Source organism: Clostridium muellerianum (assembly GCF_012926525.1).
GTDB classification, from domain to species: Bacteria; Bacillota; Clostridia; order Clostridiales; family Clostridiaceae; genus Clostridium_AM; species Clostridium_AM muellerianum.
The window spans coordinates 1-16,944 of sequence record NZ_JABBNI010000029.1 but is presented as its reverse complement, the minus strand read 5'-3'; the positions used below and the strand labels follow the sequence as shown (position 1 = coordinate 16,944).

At 30.2% G+C, this 16,944-nt stretch carries 11 protein-coding genes and 1 pseudogene; 3 read left to right on the top strand and 9 right to left on the bottom strand.

From position 1 onward, the window contains the following. Positions 1–349 precede the first annotated feature (349 nt). Both HBE96_RS15220 and HBE96_RS26865 read left to right on the top strand, forming a co-directional pair. Entirely contained in the window at positions 350–1,006 is a 657-nt protein-coding gene (locus HBE96_RS15220) for a GntR family transcriptional regulator (protein WP_169298597.1), read from the top strand. Positions 1,007–1,179: 173 nt separating this feature from the next. Then, a complete protein-coding gene (locus HBE96_RS26865; RefSeq protein WP_169298596.1) occupies positions 1,180–2,103 on the top strand; it encodes an AEC family transporter in 924 nt (307 codons plus the stop codon). A 48-nt stretch (positions 2,104–2,151) separates the two neighbouring features. Here the strand turns inward: HBE96_RS26865 and HBE96_RS15210 are convergent, their stop codons facing one another. The 9 genes and pseudogenes from HBE96_RS15210 to HBE96_RS15165 form a co-directional block, all read right to left on the bottom strand. Further along, positions 2,152–2,838, bottom strand: coding sequence for a winged helix-turn-helix domain-containing protein (locus HBE96_RS15210; RefSeq protein WP_169298595.1), 687 nt, complete (start codon positions 2,836–2,838; stop codon positions 2,152–2,154). 30 nt (positions 2,839–2,868) lie between these two features. Then, the gene (locus tag HBE96_RS15205; protein ID WP_169298594.1) at positions 2,869–4,038 is read right to left on the bottom strand and encodes a HAMP domain-containing sensor histidine kinase; all 1,170 of its coding nucleotides are present in this window, start codon (positions 4,036–4,038) and stop codon (positions 2,869–2,871) included. A gap of 102 nt (positions 4,039–4,140) precedes the next feature. Then, positions 4,141–4,800 (bottom strand): hypothetical protein, encoded by a 660-nt coding sequence (locus HBE96_RS15200; protein WP_169298593.1) that lies wholly within the window; start codon positions 4,798–4,800, stop codon positions 4,141–4,143. Between the two features lie 235 nt (positions 4,801–5,035). Continuing rightward, entirely contained in the window at positions 5,036–7,705 is a 2,670-nt protein-coding gene (locus tag HBE96_RS15195; protein WP_169298592.1) for a PEP/pyruvate-binding domain-containing protein, read from the bottom strand. A 15-nt stretch (positions 7,706–7,720) separates the two neighbouring features. Beyond that, positions 7,721–8,371, bottom strand: coding sequence for a TetR/AcrR family transcriptional regulator (locus HBE96_RS15190; protein ID WP_169298591.1), 651 nt, complete (start codon positions 8,369–8,371; stop codon positions 7,721–7,723). Between the two features lie 251 nt (positions 8,372–8,622). Continuing rightward, positions 8,623–9,246, bottom strand: coding sequence for an esterase/lipase family protein (locus HBE96_RS15185; protein ID WP_169298590.1), 624 nt, complete (start codon positions 9,244–9,246; stop codon positions 8,623–8,625). Between the two features lie 470 nt (positions 9,247–9,716). Beyond that, positions 9,717–11,394 (bottom strand): annotated as a pseudogene (locus HBE96_RS15175) (methyl-accepting chemotaxis protein). A gap of 141 nt (positions 11,395–11,535) precedes the next feature. After that, the gene (locus tag HBE96_RS15170) at positions 11,536–12,414 is read right to left on the bottom strand and encodes an Imm6 family immunity protein (RefSeq protein WP_169298587.1); all 879 of its coding nucleotides are present in this window, start codon (positions 12,412–12,414) and stop codon (positions 11,536–11,538) included. Positions 12,415–12,700: 286 nt separating this feature from the next. Continuing rightward, complete coding sequence (locus HBE96_RS15165; protein WP_169298586.1) at positions 12,701–13,198, bottom strand: GNAT family N-acetyltransferase; 498 nt, start codon at positions 13,196–13,198, stop codon at positions 12,701–12,703. 368 nt (positions 13,199–13,566) lie between these two features. Between HBE96_RS15165 and HBE96_RS15160 the strand changes: the two genes are divergently transcribed. Then, on the top strand, positions 13,567–16,497 hold the full coding sequence (locus HBE96_RS15160) for an EAL domain-containing protein (protein WP_243186958.1): 2,931 nt from the start codon (positions 13,567–13,569) through the stop codon (positions 16,495–16,497). The last annotated feature ends 447 nt before the right edge of the window (positions 16,498–16,944 follow it).

Here is a 16,944-nt window from a genome sequence, read left to right as displayed (position 1 = left end):
TGCAACATTTTTTTATTTTATAGCTAAATTTATTATAAATCCACTTAGCATTAACCTATTAGAGTTTTATATTATAATACTATTTCAATTAAATTAAATATATTTAATTTGGATTAATTTTGTCACTAAGGTCTTATGGTAAAAGAAGTTTACTTTATGGTAGTTCACTTTTACACTCAATTAATTATTTATAAGTCAAAACATTCAATATGCAATATATTGCATATTGCACACTTTAGGTTTATACTTTAAATAGAAGCATAAAAAAAGAAGATTTATATACTTTTGAAAACAAAAATAATGTGTTTGAAATCAATTAAATATTATTAAAGGAAAGGTGGAAAAGAAAATGCCAATACCTAAAGACTACTTAGCACCTGTAACTCTTTCTGCTAAAGAAAAAGCTCTTAAACAAATACAAGAATGGATTATCGATGGAACATTTGCCCCAGGAGAGAGAATAAATGATACCGAGCTCTCAAAAGTTTTGGGCATTAGCCGTACACCTGTTAGAGAAGCTTTACAAATTTTAAAGATTCAAGAATTTGTAGAAATGAAACCCGGGAAAGAAACTATTGTGACGCAGATTCAGCATGAAGATATATTACTTATACTACCACCTGTTAGTGTTTTACATGCCCTGGCTTCAGAAATTGCAATAGATAGAATTGATAATACCTTTATTAAAGGATTAAAAGAAATCAATGAAGTAATCCGCAGGGATATTATTAATAAAGATTTTCATTCAGCAATAAAACATGATGCAGACTTCCATTTTAAGATTGTAAAAGCTGCTGAAAACAAATATATAGAAAATATGGTCACTATGATGCAGGCTCACGTAAGAAGATTTTTTTTCCATGAATCCTTAACTCTTTCCAAGCAATGTGTTATGGAACATGAAAAAATTATTGAAGCCTTTCAAAATAGAGATAAAGATTTAGTTTCAAAATATACAAAATTAAACTGGCGCAGCTCTATTGACGAGTTTTATAAAGATGTTTAAAAAGGTATATAGTAAAATCAAAGCACTATAAAACAAATTTTTCACTAATATTAGCTTTATCTCAAAATTTATGCTTTTATATAATATTTTTCAAATAACAATTAAGCTTTAAAATGGGATTACTAAAATTTTTAAAGCAGTATCATAGGATTTTTTACTGTAGGAGGTAATAAGTGAATACTAATATTATAAATCAAGTACTTATATTAACACTTATGATGATTGTAGGCGTTATTTTAAGAAAGACAAAAGTAATTACAAATGAAGTAAATAAAGGGTTTTCTACCATATTGGTAAATTTGACACTGCCTTGTATGATAATATATTCTTTCAACTTTAAATTTTCAATGGAAATGTTAAAAGGTGCTGTGATGATACTTTTTTATTCCATTGTGATACATATTATTTTGATTATTTTAAGCAAACTATTATATTTTAAATTTGATAACTCTCAAAAAAGTATATTTAAGTTTGCAACAGTGTTTTCAAACTGCGGTTTTGTAGGATATCCTGTAATTCAAGGTATATTTGGAAATGTAGGAGTATTTTATACATCAATTTTTACAATTCCATTTAACATTTTTATGTGGTCTTATGGAGTTATACTTTTTACAGGTAAAAGCGACTTGAAAAGTATCAAAAAAAGCCTTGTAAACTTACCACTTATATGTACCTTTTTAGGAATTATAATATTTCTTTTTTCTATAAAGCTTCCATTACCGCTGCTTAATACCTTATCAAGTATAGGAAATATGACTACTCCAATTTCAATGTTTATTATAGGAGCTATGCTGGCAGATGTTAAGTTAAAAGACGTTTTTAATGGCTTTAGTATTTATTATGTAAATTCTATAAAACTTATAGCTGTTCCATTTTTAACTTATGCTGTACTTAGGTTTTTAAATGCTGACAAAACACTGCTTTATATATGTGTAATTTTAATGGCAATGCCAACTGCAAGCTTAATAGGAGTTCTAGCAGAAAAATATAATGGTGATAAAATAGCTGCTTCAAAATGTGCCTTTTTAACTACAGTTTTCTCTATAATCACTATACCAGCTGTTATATCAGTAATAAACTTACTTGGAAAACACTAACATTTTTATTAAATCTGACATTTATTTAATTTGAGTATTTGCTTTGATTTACGAATTAAACCTGTATCCTGTACCCCATATAGTTTCAATATACTCAGGATTTCCAGAGTCTTTTTCTATCTTCTTCCTAAGCTTTTGTATATGTACTGCTACAGTAGCTGTATCCCCACAATAATCTTCTCCCCAAATGCTGCTAAATATTTGATCCTTTGTGAAAACTATATTAGGGTTTGATGCTAAGAATACCAATAATTCATATTCTTTAGTTGTTAGAAAAGTTTCCTTGCCGTTTACAAATACTTTATGGGAATCTGTTTGAATCTCCATAGCTTTATGACTGATAATCTCTAAAGTAACCTTTTTACCTGATAGACGTTCATATCTCATAATGTGGGATCTTATTCTTGCAACTAATTCTGCTGGACTAAAAGGCTTTGTTAAATAATCATCTGCACCAAAGCCTAAACCTCTTATTTTATCTATATCTTCATTTTTAGCTGATACAATTATAATGGGAATTTCAAATTTATCTCTAATTGCTTTTACTATTTCATATCCATCTTTGCCAGGAAGCATTAAATCTACTACAACTACATCATAAACACCAAGTAAAGCCCTTTTTAATCCTGATATTCCATCTTGTTCTATATCTACCTTATATCCATTCAATTGAAGATAATCTCTCTCTAAAGCTGCAATATTATTATCATCTTCAATTATTAAAACCTGTTTCACAAAAATCTCTCCTTCTTTGTACCATTATCATTAAATTACTATAGGAAGCTCTACTATGAAAGTGCTGCCTTCTGACAAAATGCTCTGAACGGAAATTTTCCCTCCGTGGGCTTCTACCATTTCCTTAGCAATTGCCAGTCCAAGCCCTGTACTCATTAGATCTTTTGTCCTTTCTGTATCTATACGGTAAAATCTATCAAATACATAAGGAAGCTTATCTGGAGCTATGCCCGGACCATTGTCACTTATGATAATCTTTATATGATCTTTTTCATCCTTTAATCCAATGGAAATAGCTAAAGTTTCTTTCTCACCATATTTAACAGCATTTCCTATAATATTTCTTATAGTTTGGTATATCCTTTTTCCATCTATGTTAACTTCTATTTCTCTTTCTATTTTATCAGTAAAACTAAATTTAATATTTTTTTCACCTAAGACAAAGGCAAATTCCTCCATCAAATCCTGCATAAAAGGTTTTATCTTTACTTTTTCAAATTTAAAATCTACCTTTTGCATATCAAGCTTTGAAAACAAAAATAAATCATCAATAAGTCTATTTATATAATCTATATTACTATGAATTGTTTTAAGATAGCTATTTATTGTATCAGGTGAATGTGCAACACCATCCAATATAGCTTCAACATATCCATTTATTGAGGTAATTGGAGTTTTTAAATCATGGGATATGTTTGCTATAAGAGTCTTTCTATTTTCCTCATATTCTTTTTTTAACTTTTCACCCTGCTCTAGTTTTTCTGCCATTTTATTAAACTCATCTATTAAAATACCAATTTCATTATAAACTTTTTTTTCAATTCTAACCTCATAATTTCCCTTGGCAATTTGCTCTACTCCAGTTTTTAGACTTTCAATAGGCTTCATAATTCTTTTCTCTAATCGCCAATATATGTATAAGTGCGCAATTTCCTTAGCAGTAAATATTGCTGCAAAAAAAATGGTTATAGCCTTAATCCCCACTACCTTAAAGATCAAGTAAATTATAAGTATATTAATCAAAAATGCCATGGGACGAAGCCAAATTAAATATTTATGACATAAGCGAAATTCATCCTTATGCCTATGGTGAATCTCATGAATTCCATGTAAATGCTTATGAGGTTCATTATGCCATCTATGATGTTTTTCATGCCACTCTTTGTGAAGCTCACTTTTACTCTTTTTTAAAATCCCCATATATACCACCTTTAAAATTTAGTTACAATTAATATTACCACAGTATATTCTCACTTAAAATAAAAAAATGGGTGTAAAATTTAAGCTTACACCCACAGACCTTTACCAACTGAAGTTTACTAAAGCATTTAAACTATTTTCACCTTTAGCAGTGACTTCTATTTTTTCAACTTCATTATTTTTATTAACATATACATTTAAATCAGCATTGCTATTTTCAGAGCAAAGTAATTCTTTCATAAAATCACAGCACTTATGTTGTTCACCCATACCTTCAAAATGGAAGTTTTTATGAGCTTCACCTAAATCTTTATGATGATTCTTGATTTCACTAATTATATCCTTCAAGTTAAGAGACAATATTGATATTTCATCCTTTTCTTCTATTTTAAGATTATTTAGTGTGTTAAGTATAAAAGTGATTTTTGAAAGTTTCCCCTTTATGCCTCTATGCTCACAACATCCCATACCATGATGGTCCATATGACCCATTTTACCTATGTCATGATGGAATCTATGATGTCCACAATCCTTCATATTAAACTCTGTGTTGCTTTCATGCTTTGCTTTTTTTCCATCACAATCAAATTCACTGTTTATTTTAGCTTTACACTCCCCAGTAGTTGTATTAGTACTAAGTTCCTTAGAAAGGGATAATACTTTTGTTTCCCCTTTTGCAGCATCTAATTTGATCTTTACATTAAATTCTTCCTTTTCCTGCATAGTTTTAAATACATCATATAAAAGTTTAATCTTGTTCATTAATATGACCTCCTAATATTTTTGCAAGGATGTTATTTTTAATGTCCTTGCTTGTTATGAGTTCATTATAAAGACAGAGATTAAAAATCTTTTAAAGCAATTTTAAAAATTTTATAAAGAATTATAAAATAATTTTAAAATAATTACCAATGAAATTTTCTACCTGAAGCTTCTATTAGTATTTTATTACGCCATAATTTGTTGTAAACTTTCATTTTAATATCATCCTTCTATACTAATTAATATCCTTATCTATAAGAAACACCTTACCATTATCTCCATCCACTAGTATTTTCTGTCCATCCTTCAGCGTACCCATTACTCCTGATATATTCACCACTGCTGGAATTCCATATTCTCTGGCTACAATGGCTCCGTGGGATAAAAATCCTCCTGTTTCCACAACAACAGCTCCTGCTTTTAAAAACAACGGTGTCCATCCTGGGTCAGTGGATGGTGCTACCATAACCTCTCCTGGTTGAAGTCGTCCTCCCTCATTTGGATTGCTTATAAGCCGAACTAATCCAGAAGCTTTTCCAGCAGCAACTGGTATTCCAGTGAGGCAGTTACTGGAACCCTCTATAACTGGTTCTGTAAATTTTGGAGTTTCTCCATAAATTACATCCGGTGGAGCAATCAATTCCATTTTTTTCTTCCATTCTTTTCTCCCAGCAATTATAAATTGAAGCCCTCTACCATCCCATTCATCACTCAATATTGAAAAAAGTTCTGCCCATGTACAAAAAAACACATCATCTGGTTCTTTAATTACAGCTCTTTCATAAAAACGATGACCTAATTCTATGGCAATTGTTCTGTATACATCCATAATTAATGCTAATACGGATTTATTCTTTTCTCGCACTGCCGCTCCATCCTGGCATTCTTTAATAAGCTTTCTTATTTCAGAATGCTTAGAAGTAGGCACTTTTTCTTTGATTTCAATCCACACCTGTTTCAATTTTTCTTTTTGTTCCTTCTTAAGCCTCCCAATGTCAGCAGTATTTATAGTACTACGTATAATCCCAAGCAAATAGGATGGATCTTCTCTCCACCTAGGGTTTATAATATCCATCTCATAAACTGCTCGATGACCATATTCTTGTATAAACTCATGGAAAGCCTTCTTAAATGGAGAGCTCTCAGGTAGCTTTACTTCCCATTTCATAGGATCAAAGTTAGCATCATTAAAATATTTAACAGCATCAATATCTTCACCTGCAATCTCAGCCATTTCAATCAACCTGTAGCCGTGATCAGCACTGGTTATATCTGCTGTTCCTCCAACCATTAATGCATTTATCACCATTAGTGCTTTATCTGAAAAATACTCAGTAAGAATGTTTAATAAATACATAATTGGCATGCTGCCTGCTGCACTTAAAAACATGAATTCTTTGGCCATTCCTTTAACGACGCTGCCTAATTCATTATACTTGCTAATAAAATCTTGATCTGTCCACTTACTAAAGTCTTCACTAGTTATTGACTTTACTGAAGCCATGATTTGACTCCAAGTTTTAGCAGAGTTTTCCTCGCACTGTTTAACCAAGTCCATGTTCTTAACTACACATTCTTTTCTCTTTAATCCAATTGCTCCACCATAGGGATCAGTGTCTTCTATTTCCATATCCTTCTGGTGGCCACCCCAAAAAACGCCAAAACCTTGAGGCAAGGCCCCCATTGCATCATAATTTCCCCACTGCTGAACTGATATATTGCAATAAAGCCTTCCATTGAAAAACTTGGAAAATTGTAACCCGTGAGGGAAATCATAACCCACTCCAGTAAAAAAGCCTTGATGCATAGTATCAACAATATTTTTCATTAAGTGGCGACTTAAAGGTGACTGAACCATAGGAACAGCGTCTCTATAATTGCCATTAGACCAGATATCCGGTTTGTTCTGCAAAGCAGGAAAGGTCTTTCGTGGGATAGTGGTTATTGGTCTAGCCTGAACCAAGACAAACTTTTCTCCGTCATAAACCCATTCCACATCCTGATGTTGATCACTATTACCTAAGGCATCAAATACTCTCAGCAAAAGCCTGCCAAGCTTTTCAATTTCCTTATCCTGCAGTGTCTGCTGTAAAGACATTTCCCCTGACTTAATAAATTGAGTTCCACCATTTTCACTTCTGATAACCATACTTTGCTTATGTCCAATTTTTCTCGATATTAAATGTGGACTGGCATTTACAGCTTCAGCTTCTAGATAATATGTATCTGGCTCTACTGTGCCAGACACCACAGATTCACCTAACCCGAAATTGGCGTTAATCACTATAACATCCTGACGTCCTGATAAAATGTCACAGGTAAAACCAACTCCAGCAGCTTTAGCTTCCACCATCTCCATAATCACCACCGCTGCTTTTACATCATCATCATTTATATTCATCTTTTTGCGATATGCCACAGCTCTAGGAGACCACAGGGAAGCATAACATCCTTTCACTGCTGACAGTATGTCCTCTAAACTGCAAACATTCAAAAATGAATCATGTATCCCTGCAAAGGATGCTTTTTCAGAATCTTCCCCAACTGCAGAGGATCTCACAGCCCAGGATTTTTTTAATTTTCCACAGTTATTGATATATGTAGATAACTGCTGAATAATAGCTGGCGGTATTGATCCTCCCATGATTTTTTCTCTTAACCTCTCCAATCTATATTTCACATCAGCTTCATCCAAATTGTCCAGAGTAGTGGCTGAAGCAACATTATCAATTATTTTTTGTAATTCATTGTACTTGATATACTCATCATAAGCCTGTGCAATCAATACTTCTCCTTGAGGAACATTAAAACCATATTGATCTAACCTTCCTAAATTCCAGCCTTTACCTCCAACCATTGATACACCTGCCTGAAAAGCTTCTTTCCAATTCAAAATATACTTCATCTTAAGTCCCCTCCTTTACTCATCCATATCAGATTTTTTAAAACTATCTACCTTGCTGGCTGCCCCGTATAGAAATAAATCTACCAGCCTCACTATTTCCTCATGGAGTTCAAACCTTGACGAATCATTCAACCATTCAAAGGTCATTGTGCTCCTAAGAAGATCTATATGCCTAACCAACAGATTAACTGAAATATCCGGCCTGATTTCTCCTTCCTTTTGTCCTAAACTAATAATTTTAGTCAAAATGCTCTGAGTACCAGTTTCAGTGCCTTTATATCCTGGTTCCTTAACCATATTTCCTAAACGATAATTAATACATATTCCTGTAATTTCAGGATTCTTTTCAACCCAATCATAAGAATGATTAAGAACAGCCATAAGGCGAGACTTAGTATCTGTAAGGTTCTGTATAATTTTAAAATTTTCTTTAGCTAATTCCTGTGAAATCCCTCTTACATATTCGTCAACTATAGCCTCCTTCACTGAAAAGTAGTTATATAGAGTTTTTCTTGCAATATCTGTTTTTTCTGCTATCTGTTCCATTGTTGTATTGTCAAACCCCTGACTGTGAAATAAGTCCATAGCAACCTTAACAATCTTCTGCCTGGTCTCCCTTTTCTTTCTATCCATTCGGCTTTCAGCTAATATCTTTCTGGTATCCATTTTTACACCTCCAGTACATTTTGTATAATACTTATTTTATACATTATACAAATATACACACATGGTAATCTTACACACTGTGTAAAGCTTGTTCTAATTCTATCTCTTATTACTTTCCTTGTCAAGATCCAAAATAACCTTTTTTCAATCTACTTTGACTGGATACAAACCACAAAAAACTGTTGATAAAATGTGTTTATAAGCAACAAAAAAAACTTCATTAAAATTTAATTTAATGAAGTTTCTAAAAATTACTTAAGAGCTCTTACTATTAATGTATTTACTGTGTTATTAGCTAAAAGTCCAATATGACCAACACCAGAAATTCTTATATTGTTAGCTCCATTAAGATAAGATAAATAGTTTGCTACAACCATATCATTTGAACTATAAATAGAAGTCACAGCTACTCCTTTTGGAGCTGTAGAAGTAACTAATCCATTTGCTCCACCAAGGGTAACAAGCTTGTCTACTTTATTAACTCCCTTTAAATAATTTATATAATATAAACTATTAGCTCCACCCATGCTATGAGCCACTATATCTACCTTACTTTTACCAGTGCTTTTTAATACATTATCAATATAAGTATTAAGAACAGCGCTATTAACAAAATTGTTAGCTGGATCTAAAACCTTATCCGGTAAATCCACAGCAAACAACTCATTTCGTGACCATCCTTGTGTTAATAAATAATTCTCAATAAAAACAAAATTATAACTTGCACCTCCAAGTCCATGTACAAATACCACTGGATTATGCTCCGTTTTTGCACATACCGGTTTTACCTTTGTAAAACCTAAAATCAAAGTAAAAGTAATAAGTACTGTTAAGAAACTATACAGTAATCTTTTTGTAAAAATTTTAGCTTTCATGAAAAGTCCCCCTTAAAAATTAGTAAGTTAATCGTATATTAACTAACATTTATAGTAAATTTTGTATATAGTTGAATTATATACGATTTTTTGATAATTTTCAATATCTTTTATCTATATCAAAGCAAAGATGTCAACAAAAAGTATCTATTAGATAAAATAAAAAATAACCTGTTTTAAATTTAGTATAATAAAACAGCAAGCTTCGCCTTAACTTTTAAGAGCTAAATTATAAAATTATCAATACTTGTTGTGCAACTAAAATTACTAATTTTAACTTTTACATAGGAATATAAGATAAGCATTTATTCACATTAAGCTAAATTGTTTTATTATTAGTCTTAGCAAAAGGTTAAGATTAAAGCTTTTCCTGCTCTTTGTGTCGCACCATTTTTATATTGTAAACTAAAAAACACTATAAAATTCTAATTTGAATTTTACAGTGTTTTCATAAATCCTATGAAACTATTTTAAGACTCTTTCAGCTTAAACCTATTTACAGATGAGATCATTTCTTCTGTGGCATTATTTAAAACAGAAGCAGCTTTTGATACTTCAGTTGTAGAATGAGATAATTCTTCTGATGAAGCCACCATTTCTTCCGATGAAGCACTTATCTCTTCTGCCAATGAAGACGTATTACTTACTTTGCTTATTATATTACTCTTTTCCTCATCTAAATCTGAAACTGATGCAGTTACTTCATTAATTTCTGGAATTATAAGTTCAACAGCTGAAATAATCTTTTTAAATGAACCTAATGATGTTGCAACAACATTTGATTGTTCAATTAATTTATCATTCATGAAGTCAGTCATATTTACTATTTGTGAAGTATCATGCTCTATATCTGAAGTTAACTTACTTATATTTGCTGTTGACCCTTTACTTTCCTCTGCTAATTTTTTTATTTCTTCTGCAACAATAGAAAATCCTTTTCCCTGCTCTTGCTGCCTCAATTGATGCATTTAAAGCTAAAAGATTGGTTTGCTCTGAAATATTGTTAATATAATTTGTAATCTCATTTATTTTGCTAATTTTAACACCTAATGCATTCATTTTTTCTGTAAATTCCTTAAATGAATCAATTAAATCATTTACAGATCCAATTAAAGCCTCCAGTTTTACATCACTCTCACTAGCCATAGTATTTATATTTAATGAATGATCATCAATAGTTTTTACAGCATTCACTATATTTTGAATTCGATTACCAAATTCATTTAATTTTGAATTGATATCAAATAACTCTCCTGACTGAGATTCATTTGCTTTTGAAACTTCCTGAACTGACAGTGCAACATTTTGTGATGATGCTGCCATTTCTTCTGATACAGATGACAGAGTCTTTGACTGATCATTTACATTATTAGCAACATTTTTTACATTTTTAATCATATCGGATACATTTATTAAAGTCTTTTCTAGAGAGGAATTCATTAATCCAAATTCATTTTTACTATCACAATCTAATTTTATGGTAAAGTTTCCTGCTGCAATCTGTTGTAAATTTTTTACCATTCCCTTTGATGATTTATTTATAATTAAAATTATTATGTATGCAATTAAGGTAAATATCACCAGTGACAATACAAATATAACTAACATAAGTCTTTCAGCCGCACTATATGCTGCAGCACATATTTTCTTATTTTTTAGGGCAAGTTCTTCTTCATATGTTTGCAAATTCTTTAAGCTTGTTTCTATTTTTGTTTCTTGATCCTGAATTTGATTGAGATTTTCTTGAGAAATATTAGTTGGATTATCCCAAAAATTTTTAAAAAAACTATAACTTGATTTAAAATCATTTAAACTCTTACTTTCTTCTTCATCCATTTTAGTTTTTTCAAAGTCACTTAAATACTTATCAATGTTATCTCTATAAGTTTTAATTTTAGATGACAAATCACTAGACTTATTCATCTTGGATGAAATATCCTCAGCTTTAATCTGATAAAAGTTACTTCTGATATTTCCAATATCTGCTACAGGAACAAGGTATTCGGCATACATCTCACCCACTTGTTTATCTAAAGCCCTCATATTAAAATATCCAAAGACTCCTACAATTAATGTAGATACAATTGCTGATATTGTTAGAGAGATAACCAAATTCTTAAGTTTAAAGTTTTCTAATTTGCCTAGCATATAAACCTCCATTTTTACTACCCAAATATAATTTTTGATATTATAATTATAACACATAAATGTTGTAATTGCGCGAAAAATATAATATTTTGATAATATTTGTGTAATTATGTCGTTTTTTATACATGTGGCCTATATAGGCTAAATTGAGTGTTTTAGACAAACTAACATTTTCTTTTTGTCAATTACTTTATCCTGCATCATATCAAGCAAATATGTCACAAATATTTCTGACATATCTTCTCCCTGAAAACTATCAAGTATTTCAGGGAGTGGACACCCTATACCTCCTTCCTTATAAATAGCAAGTGTAAGTATGAATAGTGTTATATTAATTATATGGTTTGCAAGCACAAGAATATCTGGATTTTCTATGTCCATTGTAAAATCAACAATATCGGTAGCATCCTCATTACATAAAAGAGGATAAAGTTCTTCAACTGTAATACCTTCTTCCTGTATAAAACCTCTACACACTTCAAGAGTCTTTTCAGCAAATTCTATCCAAGAACTATCATCTGGTAACTCTTGTACTTTTGATATTTCATTTTTCTCCTGCATAATACATTGTGTATTCTCCTGTTTCTTTTCTTGAAGCAGCATTTTACCAATTGTAATCAATAGACCTCCCAGTTGAATATCTGATAACATAGAAGTATTACTCTCTATCCATTTTATAGGAGCAAGATACTTTGATAGAAGCTCAGGAATCTTCATTAACACCTCCTGTTTAGGCTCAAAGTAATCAATACCATATCTAACTTTACTAACAAGTTTTGAAAAGTTCTTTGCATGTTTAAAAAATAAATCTTCATTCATTCTGTAACGATCAAAAACAGCTGACTTTTCATCTAATCTTAGTTCATAAGAGAAACCATTAACCCAACAATATGCTCTATCCATATTGCTAAAGTACATTAACAAATCACTAAAGTCAGGATTATTTTTCAAAGCATCTGCTGCATTTGGGGCAATGATTTTCCCTAAAATCAATTTATCTAAAATTTCATTTCGTGGCATACTATAACCTCTTTTATTATATATTTTAAAATATGAATGATGTAATACTATAAAATTAACTCCTTTTTATGATTATTATTCTATAATAATTTTCAATTAAGGTTTTATCTTTGATGATATTATATCATCATATTCATTATTCTTTACAATAGCATCAAGCTGTTCCTGAACATTCCTTCCTAAATCCACTAATCTCACATATCTTTCATGATTTTTTATTAATTAAATGGTTAATTTATCATGATTATTAAAAAATTATTCTATTAAAAAAGAACCTTACCAACAACTACTTTTGAAAATATTCACTCTTTAGCATAGAATATATGATCTGATCCAAATAACCCCGTTCAGATTTATAATTCTGTCTTAAAACCCCGTCACGATGCATTCCAATTCGTTCATAAAGTTTAATTCCTATCACATTATCTGGGTATACATCTAACCAAAAACGATTGATATTTCTATCTTCAAATGCATATTTTAGTAATGCAATCATAGATTCTTTGCCATATCCCATTCCTTTGTGGGAAATAGCGATTCTTCGCAACTCAAAAATTTCAGATTTAAAATTTAATCTGACTAAGGCATATCCAATAATTAAATTATCCTCTTTTCGTCTAAATACAAAAAGCAGGTGATTTTTATCTTCAATTTCGGCCTTATGCTCCTCATACGTACCAATCCAAAGGAAATTACGATTATCTTTATGGCTCTCCAACTCAATAATAGTTTTGATATCTGCTTCTGTTGCATCAACTATATATAACCGCTTTGTTTCTATCATGTCTGTATCCCTCCATTTCTCTTTTATTATTATATATACGTTTTTTCATTCACAGCATATTACAACTGCAATTTAAAATATATGAAAATTATATCATAATGTCCATGTAACTTTATTCGCTCGATACTTTACTTTTTTTATTTTAAGTTTAAAGCTTTCAATTACTAAAAAAAGTTATGAATTTTGTTAATCTAATGTAATTGACTTCTTTTGACTTAAATGCACTTTATGCAAAACAACATTCAAATATAAAATCACTTAAAAAAAAGTCTCATAAATCAAAGGAATTTAAGATATTATGTCGAATAAATTAACAGTAATTAAACTATCATTAAATCACATTTTGTAAATTCCATAAGGAGAAAGTTATGGGTAATTGGAAACTTCAAAGAAAAAAAACTATAGTAAATAAATATAAATTAATTTATATGCCATTGTTCATCGGATTAATTGCCATATTTACAATAAGTATAATTAGTTATTACACAAGTAAAAATTTGCTGCTTAGGCAGGTGAAACAGGATGGAATAAACCTATCCAAACAAACTGTTTTGCAGGTAGAAGGAAATGCTAATTCATTAGAAATAATCAACAAACTCATAGAAGATAGAATCAGAAGAGTTGGGAAAGTTATAATGATGGATCAAAATAATTTGAGTAATGACTTGTTAAAAGAAATATCAAATGATCTTGATGTATCCGAAATAAACTGGTTTTCACCTGAAGGTACCATTATTTATACAAATGTTGACCGCTATTTAGGTTGGAAACCAACAAAAAACCATCCAGTAGAAAACTTTAGAATAAGCAACAAAACCGAATACATGGAAGACATAAGAATGGATACAGAGTCACTTAACTATAAAAAGTATGGATACTTTAAAAACTCTGATGGCACCTTTATCCAGATAGGTATAACTGCCAATGAGGTGGAAAATCTCACGCAAAAATTTAACTATCAAACTTTAGTTGAAAAATTGACCCTAGGAGAAAATGTTCTTCATGTAATTTTCGTTGACAAAAACTTAAAAGCCATTGCAGATTCAGAAAAAAAAGACATTGGAATTGTATATGATAAGGATAAAGAACCGGAAATGCAAGAGGCGCTTAAAGGAAATATAGCTAAAAAAGATTCTTATTATAAAAAGGCGAATATAAAAGCTTTGACAATATATGTTCCTGTGGTTACCAGCGGAAAGGCCAATAATGTTCTTGTATTAAGCCTTTCTACAGAAAAAGTTTATTACTCTATTTATATGCTTGCCATAAAGTCGTCTATTATAGCTATTATAATGATTTTATTACTTTTATGGGTAAAAAATAGAAATATTATTAAGCCTGTAAATAGATTAAATAAATCCATTAATGGAATTGATATAGAAAGACATTTAGGATATAGGCTGCCTTTAACAGAAAGTGACACTTTTTTTGGTGTAGCTTCTTCTATAAACAATATATTAGATAAAACCTCTAGCTATTTTTATGAGTTAAAAGAAAATCAGGAAAAATTACAGTCTTCAAATGAAGAAATATCAGCAACCTATCAGCAACTGGCAGCATCAGAAGAAGAGCTTAGAGCTCAATACGATGAAATACAAAGCTACACAGAAAAATTAGAAAGCTTAAGACAAAAATATGAAATTGCCATTGAAGGAACTAATAGTGCTGTGTGGGAATTTGATATGGAAGATGAAAATATATATTTTTTAGAAGGATTCAAAAATATTATAGGGAGAGCCACTAAGGAAAAAGAAAACATTTATACAACTTTAAAAAAATTTTTAAGTTTAAAAGATGAAGAAAAATTAATAAAAGAGATAGTAAAATATATAAGAGGCGAAAAAGAAGAAATACATATTCAGGTGAAAATTACAGACATTTTTGGTAACTTAAAGTGGTTATTAATTCGGGGTAAAGGAATTTTTGATAGTAACAATGATATAAAGCTGATAAACGGTATTGTGTTAGATATTACTTCCATGAAAGGACAGGAAGAGTATATAAGCCATATTGCTTATCATGATCCTTTAACAGGTTTACCTAATCGAAGAAAACTTATGCAAAAATTAGAAGAAGATATAGTTGAAAGTAACTATGGTGCGGTGATGCTTTTAGATCTTGATAACTTCAAAGGTATTAATGATACTTTAGGCCATTTATATGGAGATAAAGTATTAAAAAAAATTGCAGAAGAACTTGAAAACATTAAAGATGAAAAAGTTTTTGTATCAAGATTTGGAGGAGATGAATTCTTTATTTTAGTCCAGGGTGAAAAAGATATTGACGTAATTGAAAATTATGCAAAACAGATAATGAATATATTTAAGAATAAGATAATAATTGAAGGAGAAGAAACCTACCTGAGCTGTAGTATGGGAATTACCCTATACCCTTTTCATAGTAATGAGGTTAGCCAATTACTCATGAATGCGGATATGGCTATGTATAAAGTAAAAAATTTAGGAAAAAACAACTATATGTTCTTCAAAGAAGAAATGACAGAAAAACTACAGGAAAAGATGAAAATAGAAGGTATTTTAAGAAATGCTCTAAAAAAAGAGGAGTTAAAGCTATTATATCAGCCTCAAGTATGTACTTTTACAGGAAAAATTGTAGGTTTTGAGGCTCTTCTAAGGCTAAAAAATAAACATATATCGCCTGGACAATTTATACCCGTAGCTGAAGAAACAGGACTTATTGTAGAAATTGGAAGGTGGGTTACAAAAGAGTCAATTAACCAAATAAGCAAATGGAAAAAGAAAGGATTAGATATAAAGCCTATTTCCATTAATTTTTCTCCAAAGCAATTAAATGACTTAAATTACATTAAATTTCTAGAAAATACATTAAAAGAAGCAAATGTAGAAGCTAAATATATAGAAATAGAAATAACAGAAAGCATATTTTTAGAGGAAAAAGAAAAAAATATAGCATTTATTAATAAACTAAAATCATTGGGAATACAAATTTTACTAGATGATTTTGGTACAGGCTACTCCTCTCTTAATTATTTAACCTTTTTGCCAGTAGATAAAATAAAATTAGATAAATCCTTAAATGACAAATTTTTAGAATTTGAAAATGTAAAAGTAATAGACAGTTTGATTTTCCTTGCCAAAAGCTTAAACTTAGAAGTAATAGCAGAAGGTATAGAAGATGTAGTTCAATATAAACGTCTAAAAGCAGCTGGATGCCACTATATTCAGGGATACCTGTTTAGTAAACCACTAGAGGTAGAAGATGCAGAAAAAATATATGATGACAACTTTTTAGATAAGATCAGTCATGACCAACTATAAAAATAAGATGATGTGCTAAATTGCCATCATCTTATTTTTATAGTTCATATCTATATTCTTAACCAGAGCTAGAAAAAATTTTTCCTGGTATATATAAGACAAAAAAAATTTGATAGAAATCCAAATTTCTTTACCATAAACGGTGAAAAGACATTTCACCAATCAAATAATGGTTAATCACCTGGTGGAATGATAACTAAGCTTATTTACACAAAATAAATTGAAGTTTGCATTTGTGTTATATTGGGAATCATTGATTATATATATATCTTTTAATATAATGAACATAAAAGATACATATGAAGAGGTGCAATTAATATATGTTATCTTTAGTGATTATAGTATAGATAGTAAATAATAATATAACTATACAGAATAGTAGTATTATACAAGGATAAGATAGTATAGATAGAGAGTGTATAAGAGTAAGTGAGTACCATGCTTGAT

Bases quoted from the DNA above. Each gene is read 5' to 3' on its own strand.
- HBE96_RS15220 (WP_169298597.1), top strand. From the start codon at position 350: ATGCCAATACCTAAAGACTACTTAGCACCTGTAACTCTTTCTGCTAAA.
- HBE96_RS15165 (WP_169298586.1), bottom strand. From the start codon at position 13,198: ATGATAGAAACAAAGCGGTTATATATAGTTGATGCAACAGAAGCAGAT.
- HBE96_RS15190 (WP_169298591.1), bottom strand. From the start codon at position 8,371: ATGGATACCAGAAAGATATTAGCTGAAAGCCGAATGGATAGAAAGAAA.
- HBE96_RS15160 (WP_243186958.1), top strand. From the start codon at position 13,567: ATGGGTAATTGGAAACTTCAAAGAAAAAAAACTATAGTAAATAAATAT.
- HBE96_RS15170 (WP_169298587.1), bottom strand. From the start codon at position 12,414: ATGCCACGAAATGAAATTTTAGATAAATTGATTTTAGGGAAAATCATT.
- HBE96_RS15185 (WP_169298590.1), bottom strand. From the start codon at position 9,246: ATGAAAGCTAAAATTTTTACAAAAAGATTACTGTATAGTTTCTTAACA.
- HBE96_RS15205 (WP_169298594.1), bottom strand. From the start codon at position 4,038: ATGGGGATTTTAAAAAAGAGTAAAAGTGAGCTTCACAAAGAGTGGCAT.
- HBE96_RS15200 (WP_169298593.1), bottom strand. From the start codon at position 4,800: ATGAACAAGATTAAACTTTTATATGATGTATTTAAAACTATGCAGGAA.
- HBE96_RS15195 (WP_169298592.1), bottom strand. From the start codon at position 7,705: ATGAAGTATATTTTGAATTGGAAAGAAGCTTTTCAGGCAGGTGTATCA.